Raw genomic sequence first — 16,923 nt, 5'->3', positions numbered from 1 at the left:
TATTTTTGCAGTCTATGGAATCAAACAGACAGAAAAAAGTAGCAGGAGTTCTTCAGAAGGATCTTGCAGAAGTTCTTCAGAACGCACTACGTGACAGTGGTAAGGGAGGCATCATTGTGTCCGTTACTAAGGTAAAAGTTCCTACAGATCTTTCTATTGCCAAAGTATATCTAAGCGTTTTCCCAAACGACAAAGCAGCCGATATACTTAAAGAGGTAAATCAAGTAAAACCTATTATAAGACATAATATCTCTCAACGCACACGCCACCAGCTGCGCCGTATGCCTGAGTTACAATTTTTTATAGACGATACACTAGAGTATCTAGACGGTATTGAACGCTCTCTTAAGCGCGAGGAAAATCCACTTGAAGATCCTAGCTTACTAGCGCGACGTAAAAAGATATAAATGCAATTTCCCTATTATATTGCAAAGAGATATCTTATTTCTAAAAGCGGCACGAATGCCGTAAATATCATCACACTAGTATCTGTGGTAAGCATTATACTAGGAACATTAGTACTGTTTATAGTACTCTCAGCGTTCTCTGGACTTAAGGAGTTTAATTTATCTATAACTTCCATTATAGATCCAGATTTAAAAATTGCTCCCGCTTCAGGAAAGACCATTACCCTATCTCCAGATCAAGAACAGCAGCTCAACTCCTTAAAAGGCGTAGCTTCTTATTCTAAAATTATTGAAGAACGTGCATATCTTGAGTATGATGGAAGAACCTCACTAGCCTTCTTAAAAGGTGTGGATGAGCAATACCTAGATGTCACTCAAATGGACAGCACTATTTTTGTAGGCTACTGGCCTAGTACAGGAGAACCTGAAGTTTCTATGGGACTTCTCGTGCGCAAGCGATTATCAATAAATGTAGGAGATTATGGAAGTCTCGTTACTATCATGACGCCAAAACCAGGTACGGGTCAGATTACAGACCCCACACAGGCTTTCAACTCCTCTAAAGCAATGGTAAGCGGTGTTTTTCAAGCAGGAGAGGCACTAGATAACGATCACGTTTTTGGTAATATTGACTTTGTAGGTTCTCTCCTTGATTATCCTGTAAACCAAATAAGCACCATTGAGTTTAAACTAAATCCAGATGCAGATGAAGATAATCTGCGTGAAGAGTTAAATGCTATTTTTAATAATAATATCATTATCAAAAATAGAATAGAGCTTAACGATGCTCTTTATAAAATGCTCAACACAGAAAATCTGGCTTTGTACTTTATTTGTACGCTCGTACTTATTATCGCTCTTTTTAGCTTTGTAGGAAGTTTAATTATGATTATTGTAGATAAACGCAAACACATCAAGACACTAAGTGACTTAGGAGCAACGCTACCTACTATAAGAAAAATAATATTTACTCAGGGTGCGCTCATGATTGTTATAGGCGGAGCTGTTGGTATTCTACTAGGAGCGATACTTATAGTCCTGCAGCAGCAATTTGGCTTTATACCTATCACTGCCGAACTTCCTTATCCTGTAAAGTTTGAAGTAATTAATATCGTGCTCGTATACGCCACTATATTAATATTAGGTTTTCTAGCAGCTAGACTTGCAGCTACTAGAATAAATAGAAAACTTATAGAAGACTCTTAGACGAACTGGTAGTCACCAAATTCTTTTTCGATAACATCTAGCGCTGTAAATACATCTACACTTTGATCTGAAGTTACTAGCTTCATTCTGTATTCCTTAAAGTGTGGAATCCCTCTAAAATAATTTGTATAATGTCTTCGTGTTTCAAAAACACCTAGCACTTCACCTTTCCAGTCTATAGACATCTGTAGGTGACGTCTTGCGGCTTCTATACGTTCTTTCATAGTAGGAGGCGCCTTGTGTGTTCCCGTTTCCATGAAATGCTTTACTTCATTAAAAAACCAAGGATATCCTATACTTGCGCGACCTATCATCGCACCATCTAGTCCATACTTATCACGCATCTCTACAGCACGCTCTGGTGTATTTACATCACCATTACCAAACACAGGAATATGCATACGAGGATTATTCTTCACCTCTGCAATAGGACCCCAGTCTGCATCTCCTTTATACATTTGTGCACGTGTACGACCATGTATAGATATGGCAGCACAACCTACATCTTGTAATCGCTCTGCAACCTCAACGATTTTTATACTATCGTGATCCCAGCCTAGACGAGTCTTTACCGTTACTGGAAGCTTGGTATGATTTACCATAGCTTTAGTAAGGCTTACCATTAAGTCAATATCCTTCAAAATTCCAGCTCCTGCTCCTTTAGAAACCACTTTTTTTACTGGACATCCAAAGTTGATATCTATAATATCTGGACCACTAGCCTCTACAATCTCTACACTGCGCAGCATAGACTCCTCTACAGCACCAAATATTTGGATTCCTACAGGGCGTTCTTTTTCATAAATATCAAGCTTCATGACACTTTTGGCAGCATCTCTTATCAAGCCCTCACTAGAGATAAACTCCGTATACACCACATCTGCCCCCTGCTCTTTACACAACGCCCTAAAAGGTGGATCACTCACATCCTCCATAGGCGCCAGTAATAGCGGAAAATCTCCTACATCTATATCTCCTATTTTTGCCATTATTCGGTATTAAAAAGTGTGGTAATAAATGTCACCACTGTTTTATTGTAAACGCATTATGTTTTTTAGTACGCTTTCGCGAAAGCGTAACAACCGCAAAGGTACTTTCTTTTTCCAAGTGAATAAAACGAAGCGCTCAAGAAGTAATTGTAAAACGGATTTGTATCTAAACAACAAAACCACTTCGTTGAAGTGGTTTTGTAATAGTATTATCGATGAATACTTGTCTTAATTGTTAATTCTATCTCGCTCTGCCTTATCTAAATCGCGATTATTATCTTTCAACTTATAGTTACCAAAATTATAATTGAACCCAATTCTAAGAAATTGAGTCTCCAATTCAGGAAAATATTGATTGTCTAGCCCCTCATATTTGGCTGATACAACAGCATTTGCCTGATTAAGAATATCTCCTACAGATAAGCTCAAAGAAGCTCTCTTATTCCATAAAGATTTACGAAGGCCAAGGTCCAGTTGAATGGTTTCATCTTGAGTATAGGAACCTACGATAAATTTAGATAAGTACTCGAAGGTCACAAAACCCGTTAAGGTCTCTGCGTTATCTAGGGTAAGATAGTTTCCCACATAAGCATAAAATCCATTTACGTCATTTTTAAAGCTAGTGTTTGTAGATCTATTTATAAGGAATGAATCTTCTTCATGAAAAGCACTTAAATACACACTTGTATAAAGCCAGCTACTTACAGAGCGACCATGATTAAAATCTAGCCCCCAAGATTTACTCCCTAAAGCATTCTGACTGTCTGACCTCAACACTTGATTCTCGTTGTCTTGTGTAGCCACCGTAACAATGTTCTCTCCATTATCTCTATAATAAACATCAAAAAAGTATTCATCTTTTAATGAATAGTTCACATTGAATTGATGACTAAAAGATGGTTGAAGTCCAGAATTTCCTATTATGAAATTGTTTTCATTTATAAAATATGCAAATGGATTAAGGTCTTGGTAGCGCGGTCTTTCTAACCTACGAGAATAATCTATCGCAAAGCTGTGGTTTTCAAAAGGGCTATATTGCACATAAGCACTAGGGAATAATTCAAAATAATCTAACTCTGTCTTTGTATTTAAAACAATAGAATTTCCTACACTATTTGTTTGTTCAGCTCTTAAACCACCTTTAATAGACCATTTTTCCCAATCTTTATTAAACGAAATATATGCAGCGTATACATTTTCATCATATAAGAAGTTATCGCTTTGTGCCTGCTCAAGTCCTGTATTTTCGACATTATTTAAATCAAAAAAATCAATCTTAGATTGAGAATCTATAATCGCAACTTTTGCACCTGATTCAAAAAGCACTTCGCCAAAACTCGTATTATAATCTACCTGTCCCGTAAAAATCTCGATATCTTGAGTCGCATCTGTTGCAAACCTTACGTTACTGAGTACATCATCATTTTGATCTGTATAGATTGATCCTAGTCGTTGTAGTTTACTACGATTAAAACTAGTAAAGTGTGCACTTGTACTAAGCTCTCCTTTCTCTAGGGCGTATGTATGCTTTAAATCAAAAGCTACATTGTTACGATCACTGTCTATATTACTTTGTGTTCTTATAAAAAAAGGATCTTGCGAAGGAGAGATAACATCTGTCGTTGCTCTTGTAAATTCAAAAACATCTGGAGAAAATAAACCTATTACAGATAAACTTAATTGTGACTTCTCCGTTAGCTCATAATCTACAACAAGATTTGCATTGTGTGCCTTAGACCAAGTCTTACGTTCAAAATCTTGATCCCAAATCGTACTAACACCTTGATCTACATAATTAATTGAGTTATCACTCTGCTTTGTAGCTTTAAGAGGATTATAACTATAATTAAAGAACAAGCTTACCTTATCATTTTTAAAAAAATGACTAGTACCAAAAGTATGTTTTGGGTAAATAGCATAAGTACCTGTAGCACTCACATTTCCTTTGTAACCAGCTGCAACAGCCTTAGAGGTATTGATATTTAAAATAGCTCCTCCCTCTGCATCATACTTAGCTGGAGGATTTGTAATCACCTCAACAGACTTTATATTATTCCCGTCCAGACTTTCTAGTAAACTTCTTATCTCTTCAACACTGAGTTGTACTTTTCTATCATTAAGATATACAGTAACAGGTTGATTCCTAACATTTATTCCTCCTTGAGTTACAACTACAGCAGGTGTACGTCTTAAGATATCTAGTGTACTTCCAGTAGAGAGAATACTATTTTCCACATTAAACACAAGTCTATCTGCCTTGCGCACAACAGTAGGTGTCTTAGCAGTAATTGTGACTTCATCTAAGGTTTCTTGACTAGCTTGTAAAATAATTGGAGGAAGCGTTTTATTTCCCGAAAGGGAAAACACACTAGTTGTAGCATCTTCAAACCCTACAAAACTCACCTTAATGTAATATTCATCAGATGGTTTGATAGAAGAAATCACAAAAGACCCATTGTCTTCTGTAATAGTACCTTGTATGATTTCCTTTTCTGCATCTAGCAACACTACGTTTGCAAATGGAATAGGTTGTGCATTAACATCTTGCACTTTACCACTAATGTTAAAGTCTTGAGAATAAGCGGAAAACGCTGTTAACACTATGAATATGAGAATGAGGGAGTTCTTAATTTTTGTCATAAGTTGATAAAAATAGATAGAAACCTAATAATGAGCACAATGTATTTAACATTTTTTTATAATAATTATTCTAATTTTTAATACCGTGACAATATGGTGTCATATCTCGTATATTTGCAGTCTATTTGAGAGACTATGAAGAACATCCGAAATTTTTGCATAATTGCCCATATTGATCACGGTAAAAGTACACTTGCAGATCGTCTACTTGATGAGACTGCAACGGTTACAAAACGTGAATCTCAAGCACAACTGCTAGACAGTATGGACCTAGAGCGTGAGCGTGGAATCACGATCAAATCTCACGCTATCCAAATGGAATATGTATATGAGGGAGAAAATTATATTCTCAACCTCATAGACACTCCTGGACACGTGGATTTCTCTTATGAAGTATCTCGAAGTATCGCTGCTTGTGAAGGAGCTTTACTAGTTGTTGATGCTGCTCAAAGTATACAAGCACAAACAATTTCAAATCTTTATCTAGCATTAGAAAATGATCTTGAGATTATCCCTGTTCTTAATAAAATAGATCTTCCAAGTGCAAATCCAGAAGAGGTTACAGATGATATCGTAGACCTTCTAGGATGCGAACCAGAAGACATTATACCCGCTTCTGCAAAAACTGGAATTGGCATCAAAGAGATTCTTGCTGCGGTAATCAATCGTATTCCTGCACCAAAAGGAAATCCAGATGAACCTCTTCAAGCTTTGATATTTGACAGTGTTTACAACCCTTTCCGTGGTGTTGAGACTTACTTCCGCGTTATTAATGGAAGTATCAAGAAAAACCAGCAAATTAAGTTTGTCGCAACAGGAAACACATACGGCGCAGACGAGGTAGGTACGTTAAAACTTACACAAGCCCCAAAGCAAGAAGTAAAAACTGGTGATGTAGGCTACCTAATCACTGGAATAAAAGATGCCCGCGAAGTAAAAGTGGGAGATACAATTACAGATGCCAAGAACCCAACGCAAAATGCTATTGAAGGTTTTGAAGATGTAAAACCAATGGTTTTTGCCGGTATCTATCCAGTAGACACCGAGGACTACGAAGAGCTTCGTAACTCTATGGAAAAACTACAACTTAATGATGCTTCTCTAGTTTTTGAGCCAGAGAGTTCGGCAGCACTAGGTTTTGGTTTCCGTTGTGGATTCCTTGGAATGCTTCACCTAGAAATCATACAAGAACGTCTTGAGCGTGAATTTGACATGACGGTTATCACTACGGTACCTAACGTGTCTTACCATGCCTTTACACATAAAAACCCTGAAGAGATTATTCTAGTAAATAATCCTTCAGATCTTCCTGAACCTTCTTCTTTAAACCGTGTAGAAGAACCTTTCATTAAAGCAACTATCATTACAAAATCTGATTTTGTGGGACCTGTAATGTCTTTATGTATTGAAAAAAGAGGACAGATTGTAAGCCAGACATACCTAACTACAGAAAGGGTAGAACTTAATTTTGACATGCCACTTGCAGAGATTGTTTTTGACTTCTATGATCGTCTTAAAACAGTATCAAAAGGGTATGCTTCTTTTGATTACTCTCCTATAGGATTACGCGCTTCAAAACTTGTAAAAGTTGATGTACTCCTCAACGGGCAAGCGGTAGATGCATTATCTGCGTTATTGCACCAAGACAATGCATACGATATAGGTAAGCGTATGTGTGAGAAATTAAGAGAATTAATACCACGCCAGCAGTTTGACATTCCAATACAAGCAGCTATTGGGGCTAAAATCATCTCTCGTGAGACGGTTAAAGCACTTCGTAAGGATGTAACGGCTAAGTGTTATGGTGGAGATATCTCTCGTAAGCGTAAGCTACTAGAAAAACAAAAGAAAGGTAAGAAGCGTATGCGTGCCGTGGGTAATGTAGAAATTCCACAAGAAGCATTTATGGCGGTTCTTAAGTTGAATGATTAATCATCAACTATAATAATTAATATCAAAGGGTGCAGTTTTAAAACTGCACCCTTTTTTTTATAGCATATTTAAGAGTGCCTTTATTTTAAAAACATCAGAGGTTTGAAGTAAGTTATTTTCATGACCTGCTAGCGAATGCATTTTTATAGCATGATTATATCCAAACGCACTACTACTCAAACTACCATGCACTTCGCTAAAACCTGCGTTCTTAAATTTCATAATATTATCAACAGAAATTCCTCCGCCAGGTAAAATACCTATACGATTTCTAGCCGCAGCTAGCAATTGCACCAAGGTTTCATAACCTTCATTCACATTAACATTCATTCCAGAAGTTAAAATCCTCTGAGCTCCCATATCTATGAGCAGCTCTAAGGCAGCAAGAACATCAGGCGTCCAATCAAAAGCACGATGAAAGGTGAAAGGTAGTTCGCCACATTCCACGATTAATTGTTTAGTCCTGTCTGCGTCAATTGTAAAATCTATGTTTAATATTCCAGAAACTATTCCTTGAGCACCTTGCGCTTTCGCGAAAGCAATATCCCGCAACATCACATCAAACTCTGCTTCCGAGTACATAAAATCTCCAGATCTTGGCCTTATGAGTACAAACACAGGAATCTCTAGTTCTTGCATCACTTTCTCTATCAAACCATGACTAGGAGTAATACCTCCAAGTGACAGCTCTTGACAAAGTTCAATACGATGTGCTCCTGCATCTTGAGCATCCAGAGCACTTTCAAACGAGTTTGCACAGATTTCTAATTTCATTTTTTAAAGATACTAAACCATATGTGCCCTTTCTTTAATGTAAAAGTCGGTTTAAAGAATTACTGCTTTTCTGTATCTTAGACACAAACCTACCATATCAATGCGTTACCTACTCTCTCTTTTTCTTCTCCTACTTATTATCACTAGTTGCGAGCATATTACAGAGGTTACTCCCGCTCAAAAAGACCAAGACCTCATAGGCTATGTAAATCCTTTTATAGGTACAGGCGGTCACGGTCACACCTACCCTGGGGCGACCATGCCTTTTGGAATGATGCAACTTAGTCCAGACACACGCCTTGATGGCTGGGACGGTTGTTCTGGGTATCATTATGATGATGAGTTTATCTATGGCTTCAGCCACACACATTTAAGTGGGACGGGAGTTTCAGACTATGGAGATATCCTCTTGATGCCTTCTACTTCCATAATGTTTAATAATGGTGCAGATGGAAAACCTGGGTATCGGGATCATTTTACGCATGATAATGAAGTAGCACAACCGGGATATTATAGTGTACATCTAGACAACTCAAACATAGACGTCGCACTTACTGTTGCTGCTCGTAGCGGTGTGCATAAGTACGCTTTCGCGAAAGCGGACTCTTTAAAAAACTTTGTGATTTTAGATCTTGAACATCGTGATGAGGTACTAAGTACTAAAATAGACACACTCTCTAGCACAGAACTCTCTGGACACAGACATTCCAAGGCTTGGGCTAGCAACCAAAAGTTGTTTTATTATATCAAAACATCGCATACTTTCAAATATCTAAAACAACCAAGAAGGACTAAGAACGGAGCGACATCACATAAAGCTGCATTGCAGTTTGACAATCCCAAGAATGAAGAAATCATCATAAAAATCGGAATATCTGCCGTAGATGAAGCTGGGGCGCGAAAGAACCTAGAAACCGAAATAGGAAACAAAACCTTTGACCAAGTAAAGCAAGAAGCACAATCCACTTGGGAGCGTCAGCTGGAAAAAATTGTTGTAGAAAGTGAAAACTCAGATTACAAAACTAATTTTTACACTTCGCTGTACCACACCATGCTCGCGCCTAATCTTTATCAAGATGTGGATGGTCGCTACCGAGGGATGGATCTAGAAATTCATCAAACAGATGCTTTTGACTATTATACGGTATTCTCACTGTGGGATACGTATCGCGCAGCGCATCCATTATATACGATTATAGAAGAAGAGCGTACTAATGATTTTATAAACACATTTCTTGCCAAATATGAGGAAGGTGGCATTATGCCTATTTGGGATCTAGCTGGCAACTATACAGGCTGTATGATAGGTTATCATGCAGTACCCGTAATCGCAGATGCTTATATGAAAGGAATACGTGATTATGATGTAGATAAGGCTTTTGAAGCAATGCTTCATAGTGCCTCACAAGACAAACTTGGCCTTGCATCTTACAAGAAATACGGTTTTATACCTGCAAATGACGAAGCAGAGTCTGTATCAAAGACACTAGAATATGCTTATGACGACTGGACCATCGCTCAAATGGCTCAAGAAATGGGCAATGATGAAATCTATCAAGAATTTACAAAGCGCGCCCAGTCTTATAAAAACGTGTATGATCCTTCTTCTGGTTTTATGCGAGGTCGCATGAGAAATACATGGTTCTCCCCTTTTGATCCGTTTGAAGTAAATTTCAATTATACCGAAGCAAACGCTTGGCAATATAGCCTCTATGCACCTCAAGACATAAGTGGTCTTATTAACTTATCTGGAGGAAACAAGGCTTTTGAAAGAAAGCTAGACACACTATTTACGGCCGAGACTGCAACTTCTGGTCGTCACCAGCAAGATATCACAGGATTGATAGGGCAATATGCACATGGCAATGAACCTAGCCACCACATGGCATATTTATACAACTACATCCAGAAGCCTTGGAAAACTCAAAAGCGAGTCCATCAAATCCTTACCACATTATACACCAACTCTCCAGACGGAATTTCTGGCAATGAAGATTGCGGGCAGATGAGCGCTTGGTACGTACTAAGCTCCTTAGGCTTTTATCCAGTAACCCCAGGAAGTAATGAATATGCTATTGGCACACCATTATTTGATAAGGCTACCATACATTTAGAAAATGGTAATAGTTTTACCATTGTTGCACAAAATCTTTCTGAAGAAAACATACACATAGAAAGTGCTTATATGGATGATAAGGCTTACCCATATTCATACTTGAAACACGAAGATATTATGGATGGCGGCGAACTCATATTTAATATGGCAGCTACTCATTCCCGATGGGCAAAACACCCCGCTCACAGTCCTAAAACAAGTATTGAGGATAATAAATTTACAGCAGCTCCATTAATAGCACAAGGAGAAGCCAACTTTAAAAAAGCGACAGAGATTACACTCGCTACTACAGATAAAAATGTGGATGTTTTCTACGCTCTAGAAGAAGACGGCAATAACTTTAAAAAATACAGACTGCCTATTAAAATTAAAGATCACAACACTTTACGCACCTACGCAAAGGGTCGCCATGGGCAAAGTGCTACTATAGAAACACCATTATTTAAACTAAATGAAAACTACTCTCTTACACTAGACGCTATCTATGCAAATGCATATAATGCTGGTGGAGATAATGCATTGATAGACGGTGTGAGAGGTGTAAAAGAATTCCGCTCAGGTACATGGCAGGGCTATGATGCTCAAGATGTAGTAGCTACGCTAGACTTAGGCAAAGCACAAACCATCACTAGTATTGAAACTGCATTTTTACAAGATCAGCGCAGTTGGATTTTCTACCCTACAGAAGTAACATTACTAACTTCTACGGACGGTGAAAATTTTGAAATCTATCACCAAGAGCAAATTGATGCTGCTTCTCGCGATGAGGACATTGCTATTAAAAGTATTAAAGGGAAACAACAAGGCACACAAGCTCAATACATAAAGCTTATTGCAAAGACACTAGGAGATCTTCCAGAGTGGCATTTAGGTTTTCCTTATCAAGGAAAAAGTTGGGTATTTGTAGACGAGATTGTAGTGCAGTAACAATATAATTATGGTAAATCAATTAGTTTCAGTACAGTGGCTTGAGCAACATCTTAGTGATGACAATATCGTATTATTAGATGCAAGTTCTCATTTTAATACTACTTCAAACATTCGTGAAGCGCAGCACTTTGATATTAAAAACACTTTTAGCGATACAGAAAGTGCTTTTCCTAACACATTCCCTCAACCTCCACAGTTTGAAAAAGAATGCCAAGCGCTCGGCATAGATGCCGAGAGCCATATTATCGTATATGATGACAAAGGGATTTTTACCAGTCCGCACGTGTGGTGGATGTTCAAAACAATGGGGCATCACAATGTATCTGTATTAGACGGTGGCCTTCCAGAATGGATAGCAAATAATTTTCCGGTTACAACAATTGTTGAAGTAAAAAGAACCACTGGTAATTTTAAAGCTCACCTTGACGAGTCTGCTATTAAGAGCTACGCACAAGTAGTTCAAAATATCACCACCTCAAACTACCAACTCATTGATGCCCGATCTAGTGGTAGATTTAATGGAACTGATCCAGAACCGAGAACACATATACAAAGCGGCCACATTAAAAACTCCTTAAACTTACCATATACAGAAGTTTTAAATAATGGAAAGTTCAAGTCTAAGGAAGAATTAAAACTCCTTTTTAATAATCTTAATCTTGCAGACACGCCTATTATTTTTAGCTGCGGTTCTGGAATTACTGCTTGTATCATTTTATTTGCTTTGGCCTTAATTTCAGATAGAAAGTGTAGTGTCTATGATGGCTCATGGACAGAATGGGCAGAAAAGCAAGAACTATTTGTTTAATATCACTGTAGTACATATCGCATTATGAACAGAAGAAAATTTATAAATAAATCTGCAGTTGCGGGAGCTGGGATTGCTACAGGCGCAAGTTTGATGGCATGCAATAACCTAAGCACAAGCACTGGTGATGTGGATAATAACGCTTTCGCGAAAGCGCAAAAAGAAAATATCAAAAAACCATCTCCCATTGCCATTTGTACATGGGGATTTTCTGGAGCTACAGCAAAAGCTGGCGAACTCCTAGATGGCGGCAGCTCTGCACTCGATGCAATTATAGCAGGTGTCGCTGTAGAAGAAGAAAATATAGAAAATACCACCGTAGGAATAGGAGCCACTCCAGACAGAGAGGGCAATGTAACGCTAGATGCCTGCGTGATGAATCCAGAAGGAGATTGCGGAGCCGTTCTTGCTGTTGAAAATATAGTAAATGTGGCAGCTCTAGCACGTAAGGTTATGGAGGAAACGCCACACGTCATCTTAGCAGGAAAAGGCGCCGAAGAATTTGCTTATGAGCAGGGATTTACTAAACAAAAACTTCTCACAGAAGAACGCAAAGAAGCTTGGAAAGAGTGGTTAAAAACAAGTGATTACAAACCTGAAATTAACATAGAGAATCACGATACCATCGGGATGCTTGCTATAGATAACAATGGTGATATTGCAGGTGCTTGTACTACCTCTGGCTTAGGTTATAAAATGAAAGGACGCGTAGGAGATTCTCCCATTATAGGATCTGGACTTTTTATAGATAATGAAGTAGGTGGTGCTGTAGCCACAGGCATGGGAGAAGAAGTACTCAAGACAGTTGGCAGTTTTTTAATTGTAGAGTTAATGCGTTCTGGAATGTCACCACAAGCTGCTTGTGAGGAAGCAATCCATAGAATTACAAAGAAGGGAGCTCGTTATAAGGATTTCCAAATCGCCTACATCGCTATGAATAAATCTGGTGAGACTGGAAGTCATTGTATTCATAAAGGATTTACAATGATGAAGTATCAAAATAAAAAAAATGAAAATATTTCATCTTCTTTTTACGACACAAAAAATAGCTAGTTCATCCCGCATATATGTCACATGAAATAGACACGATACCTATTTGCATCGTTAAAATACACAAAAGACGCTATTTTACTAAGGTTTAGTTAATTGTAAAACCTGAAATACGTTTTTTAAATACTGAATTTCAATCAATTAAACACCAACATCATCACAGAATTAAATAATACACAATATTCTATTTAAAGATTTGTTATATATTTGCGCAAGCCGATAAGGCAAAAAATATTTAAGACTGTTGTAATTGACTTTAAATAATCAATTATGATTTGGGGTGAAAGCCAAGCATTCTTGCTTGGCTTTCTTTATGCCCTAAAGTGAAAGATTGGCTTTCACAACAAATCATATCGGGGTCGCGAGTAGACAAGCTCTAATGCTAGTACAATTTTTAAACGAGCGGTTTCACATATTTCTCATTCTTCCTTGGCTTCTACTGTGATTAGGTTTAAGTTCTAATACCCGATACGTTCATTTTTTTCATTGACAAAAAAACGAACCAAAAAAGTCTAGACTTAACCGAACTTTACTAAAAATCTCCCTCGTTGCGGCGCAAACTAAAAGCTACTGAAGAATTAGTCATATTCTGCTAACTTCGAAATATGAATAATAAATACTAATTGTAAGGCTGTCGCTAGTTTGCTTAACCCTTCACTTACATCATTTTTTACGTAAAATTCGCTTAGGTCATCTAGAATAATTGTAAACTATAAAATGTTGATTCTTAAAAATGGCGAATTCAATTGTGGCTCTAAAAAAAGATTTCCATTCTATTAATTGAGTCCTTTTTAAAGAAGTTGTTCATTTTTTTCATTGACAAAAAAACGAACCAAAAAAGTCTAGACTTAATCGAACTTTATTAAAAATTCCCCTCGTTGCGGCGCAAACTAAAAGCCATTGAAGAATTAGTCATATTCTGCTAACTTCGAAATATGGCAATAAATCAATAATTATGAGGCTGTCGCTAGTTTGCTCCAACCCTTCACTTACTTCATTTTTTACGTAAAACTTGCTTAGGTCATATGTTTGGCGGCACTATTTATCAACACCGCTGCTATATCTAAGTACATCTTCTTACATTTGAGTTTTAGCCGTCATACGCTTTCGCGAAAGCGTAATTCAAAACAACTTCACGTGACCAATACCACAGAGAATACCCAGAAGAGATTATTTCTACTAGATGCATATGCTCTCATTTTTAGAGGATATTATGCGCTTATAAAAAACCCACGTATCACAAGCTCCGGAATGGATGTAAGTGCAATTATGGGATTTACTAATAGTCTTTTTGATGTTATAAAGAGAGAACGTCCTGATCATCTTGCCGTAGCTTTTGACAAAGGCGGTAGCTCAGCACGTGTGGAGGCTTTTGAAGATTACAAAGCAAACCGTGATGAAACTCCAGAAGCAATACGCATCGCGATTCCTCATATACAAGAAATTCTTAAGGCTATGCACATTCCCATCATAGAACGTCAAGGTGTGGAAGCAGATGACCTCATAGGAACCCTATCTAAGCAAGCCGAAAAGGAAGGTTTTAAGGTATATATGGTCACTCCAGATAAAGATTATGCACAGCTGGTATCTGAAAATATCTTTATGTACAAGCCTGCCAGAATGGGTAATGGTATAGAAATATGGGGTATACCAGAGGTGCAAAAACGTTTTGAAGTTGAACGTCCGGAGCAAGTTATTGACTACTTAGGAATGATGGGTGATGCTTCAGATAACATTCCTGGACTTCCAGGTGTGGGCGATAAAACGGCAAAGAAATTTATAGCGGCATACGGATCTATGGAAGGCTTACTCGCAAATACAGATAAGCTCAAGGGTAAGATGAAGGAGAAAGTTATAGAAAATGCGGAATTAGGCTTACTGTCTAAAAAACTAGCGACCATCATGCTAGATTGCGACGTAACCTTTAATGCAAAAGATTACGAACTTTCTGAACCAGATGCTGAGGCAGTAGGAAAGAAATTTGAAGAACTCGAATTTCGTAGAATGAAAGATCAATTTATCAAAATATTTTCCGGAGAGGCGGATCAAGGTGCGCAAGTTTCTTCTACACCTTCGGCAAAAAAAGCGGTTGCTTCTAATGCCGGAGCTGGGCAGTTTTCATTATTTGGTGGTGATAGCGGAGCGACTGCAGCCGCAGTTTCTGATGCTTCTACTCGCAAAACAATAAAAGACACGCAGCATTTTTATCAAAAAGTTGATAGTCCGCTTGCGCGAAAACTATTCATACAAAACCTCAACAAGCAGTCTTCTGTATGTTTTGACACGGAAACTACAGGTCTCGATCCGCTCGTTGCTGAACTAGTAGGAATTGCTTTTTCATGGGAAGCAGGAAAAGGATATTACATACCCTTTCCAGAAAGCAAGGAAGAAGCGCAGGCACTTATAGAAGAGTTGAGACCTTTCTTTGAAAACACAGCGATTGAAAAAATAGGACAGAATTTAAAATACGATATCAAAGTACTTGCGAAGTATAACGTAAAAGTAAAAGGAAAACTTTTTGATACCATGCTCGCTCATTATCTCATCAACCCAGATATGCGTCACAATATGGACGTACTCGCAGAAACCTATCTTAACTACACACCTGTTTCTATTACAGAACTTATAGGAAAGAAAGGAAAGAACCAGAAGTCTATGCGCGATGTTTCTGTAGATGACCAAACAGAATATGCGGTAGAGGATGCAGATATTACTTTACAACTTAAACATCATTTTGAAAAAGAGCTAGACGAGGCTGGTACTCGTAAGTTATTTGACGATATTGAAATTCCGCTATTACGAGTGCTAGCGGCTATGGAAGTTGAAGGGATCAATCTTGATGTATCATTCTTACAAAGCCTTTCTGGAGATCTCAATGCAGATATAGAGCGTCTTACATCAGAAATTTTCGCGGAAGCGGGAGAAGAATTTAACATAGGCTCTCCTAAGCAATTAGGAGAGGTTCTATTTGACAAAATGAAACTTGTCGATAAACCTAAAAAGACAAAAACGGGTCAATACTCTACTGCAGAAGATGTACTATCGTATCTTGCAAAAGATCACGACATCATCCAGAAAGTGCTAGACTATCGCGGCCTATCAAAATTAAAATCTACCTATGTAGATGCACTCCCAGAGCAAGTGGCTCAAGATGGACGTGTGCATACAGATTACATGCAAACGGTTGCAGCTACGGGACGTTTGAGCTCAAACAACCCTAACTTACAAAACATTCCGATACGTACAGAACGCGGTCGCCAAGTGCGTAAGGCTTTTGTTCCTAGAGATGAAAATCACACACTACTTGCTGCCGATTATTCTCAAATAGAACTGCGTATTATTGCTGCGTTAAGTGAGGAGGAGAACATGATTCAAGCATTTACAGACGGAGAAGATATTCACGCTAGTACGGCTGCTAAAGTTTTTAATGTACCGCTAGAAGAAGTTACTCGCGAGCAACGTAGTAATGCGAAGACGGTAAACTTTGGGATTATATACGGAGTGTCTGCCTTTGGACTTTCTAACCAGACAGATTTATCGCGTGGCGAGGCAAAAGAGCTAATAGACAATTATTACAAATCATACCCAAAACTACGTAACTACATGAGCGAGCTCGTTGAGTTTGCGAGAGAAAATGGTTATGTAAAAACAGTATTAGATCGTCGTCGTTACCTTAACGGGATTAACTCCAGCAACGGAGTTGTGCGAGGCGCAGCCGAGCGAAATGCAGTAAATGCTCCTATACAAGGAAGTGCTGCAGATATTATTAAAATCGCGATGATTAATATTTTTGAAAAGCTAGAAAATAGCGACTATAAAACAAAGATGCTTCTTCAAGTACATGATGAACTTGTTTTTGATGTTCCTAATGACGAGCTAGATGCCATTAAAGAGCTAATCAAGACAGAAATGGAAAGTGCTTTTAAGATGGCCGTGCCTCTTGATGTTGAGGTTGGATTAGGACAAAATTGGCTTGAGGCGCATTAAGAATAGTCAAGATAAATTAACATCTGAAAATCACTAATTAAACATTTATTAACAATAAAATACAAGTAAAAAACTGGGTTAAGG

At 38.0% G+C, this 16,923-nt stretch carries 10 protein-coding genes; 7 read left to right on the top strand and 3 right to left on the bottom strand.

Annotation, left to right across the window (positions count from 1 at the left end; all coding sequences use genetic code 11):
* Positions 1–14: 14 nt before the first annotated feature.
* Complete coding sequence (gene rbfA / locus DCS32_RS08695) at positions 15–407, top strand: 30S ribosome-binding factor RbfA (RefSeq protein ID WP_013750162.1); 393 nt, start codon at positions 15–17, stop codon at positions 405–407.
* Entirely contained in the window at positions 408–1,613 is a 1,206-nt protein-coding gene (locus DCS32_RS08690) for an ABC transporter permease (protein WP_108877917.1), read from the top strand.
* Here DCS32_RS08690 and dusB read toward each other — a convergent pair.
* Both dusB and DCS32_RS08680 read right to left on the bottom strand, forming a co-directional pair.
* Entirely contained in the window at positions 1,610–2,602 is a 993-nt protein-coding gene (gene dusB / locus DCS32_RS08685; protein ID WP_108877916.1) for a tRNA dihydrouridine synthase DusB, read from the bottom strand. The genes DCS32_RS08690 and dusB overlap by 4 nt on opposite strands.
* Before the next feature lie 228 nt (positions 2,603–2,830).
* Positions 2,831–5,242 (bottom strand): outer membrane beta-barrel protein, encoded by a 2,412-nt coding sequence (locus tag DCS32_RS08680; RefSeq protein WP_108877915.1) that lies wholly within the window; start codon positions 5,240–5,242, stop codon positions 2,831–2,833.
* A 135-nt stretch (positions 5,243–5,377) separates the two neighbouring features.
* Here DCS32_RS08680 and lepA point away from each other — a divergent pair, with 135 nt between their 5' ends.
* A complete protein-coding gene (gene lepA / locus DCS32_RS08675; RefSeq protein ID WP_013750166.1) occupies positions 5,378–7,174 on the top strand; it encodes a translation elongation factor 4 in 1,797 nt (598 codons plus the stop codon).
* A gap of 57 nt (positions 7,175–7,231) precedes the next feature.
* On the opposite strand, the gene DCS32_RS08670 is transcribed toward lepA, so the two are convergent.
* Positions 7,232–7,948, bottom strand: coding sequence for a copper homeostasis protein CutC (locus DCS32_RS08670; RefSeq protein WP_108877914.1), 717 nt, complete (start codon positions 7,946–7,948; stop codon positions 7,232–7,234).
* A gap of 100 nt (positions 7,949–8,048) precedes the next feature.
* Here DCS32_RS08670 and DCS32_RS08665 point away from each other — a divergent pair, with 100 nt between their 5' ends.
* From DCS32_RS08665 to polA, 4 genes are all read left to right on the top strand, one after another.
* Positions 8,049–10,991: a GH92 family glycosyl hydrolase gene (locus tag DCS32_RS08665; protein WP_108877913.1), complete on the top strand. Its 2,943-nt coding sequence runs from the start codon at positions 8,049–8,051 to the stop codon at positions 10,989–10,991.
* A 10-nt stretch (positions 10,992–11,001) separates the two neighbouring features.
* Entirely contained in the window at positions 11,002–11,802 is an 801-nt protein-coding gene (locus DCS32_RS08660) for a sulfurtransferase (protein ID WP_108877912.1), read from the top strand.
* A gap of 24 nt (positions 11,803–11,826) precedes the next feature.
* A complete protein-coding gene (locus DCS32_RS08655; RefSeq protein ID WP_108877911.1) occupies positions 11,827–12,855 on the top strand; it encodes an isoaspartyl peptidase/L-asparaginase family protein in 1,029 nt (342 codons plus the stop codon).
* Positions 12,856–13,989: 1,134 nt separating this feature from the next.
* Positions 13,990–16,839 (top strand): DNA polymerase I, encoded by a 2,850-nt coding sequence (gene polA, locus DCS32_RS08650; RefSeq protein ID WP_108877910.1) that lies wholly within the window; start codon positions 13,990–13,992, stop codon positions 16,837–16,839.
* Positions 16,840–16,923 lie beyond the last annotated feature (84 nt).

The sequence above is a fragment of the Dokdonia sp. Dokd-P16 genome, from assembly GCF_003095655.1.
Lineage (GTDB): Bacteria > Bacteroidota > Bacteroidia > Flavobacteriales > Flavobacteriaceae > Dokdonia.
This window is presented reverse-complemented; position numbering and strand designations above follow the sequence as displayed.

What these genes read in the sequence shown, in the direction of transcription:
- DCS32_RS08690 (WP_108877917.1), top strand. Translation starts at nt 408, where the DNA reads ATGCAATTTCCCTATTATATTGCAAAGAGATATCTTATTTCTAAAAGC.
- DCS32_RS08670 (WP_108877914.1), bottom strand. Translation starts at nt 7,948, where the DNA reads ATGAAATTAGAAATCTGTGCAAACTCGTTTGAAAGTGCTCTGGATGCT.
- lepA (WP_013750166.1), top strand. Translation starts at nt 5,378, where the DNA reads ATGAAGAACATCCGAAATTTTTGCATAATTGCCCATATTGATCACGGT.
- DCS32_RS08655 (WP_108877911.1), top strand. Translation starts at nt 11,827, where the DNA reads ATGAACAGAAGAAAATTTATAAATAAATCTGCAGTTGCGGGAGCTGGG.
- DCS32_RS08665 (WP_108877913.1), top strand. Translation starts at nt 8,049, where the DNA reads ATGCGTTACCTACTCTCTCTTTTTCTTCTCCTACTTATTATCACTAGT.
- DCS32_RS08680 (WP_108877915.1), bottom strand. Translation starts at nt 5,242, where the DNA reads ATGACAAAAATTAAGAACTCCCTCATTCTCATATTCATAGTGTTAACA.
- dusB (WP_108877916.1), bottom strand. Translation starts at nt 2,602, where the DNA reads ATGGCAAAAATAGGAGATATAGATGTAGGAGATTTTCCGCTATTACTG.
- DCS32_RS08660 (WP_108877912.1), top strand. Translation starts at nt 11,002, where the DNA reads ATGGTAAATCAATTAGTTTCAGTACAGTGGCTTGAGCAACATCTTAGT.
- rbfA (WP_013750162.1), top strand. Translation starts at nt 15, where the DNA reads ATGGAATCAAACAGACAGAAAAAAGTAGCAGGAGTTCTTCAGAAGGAT.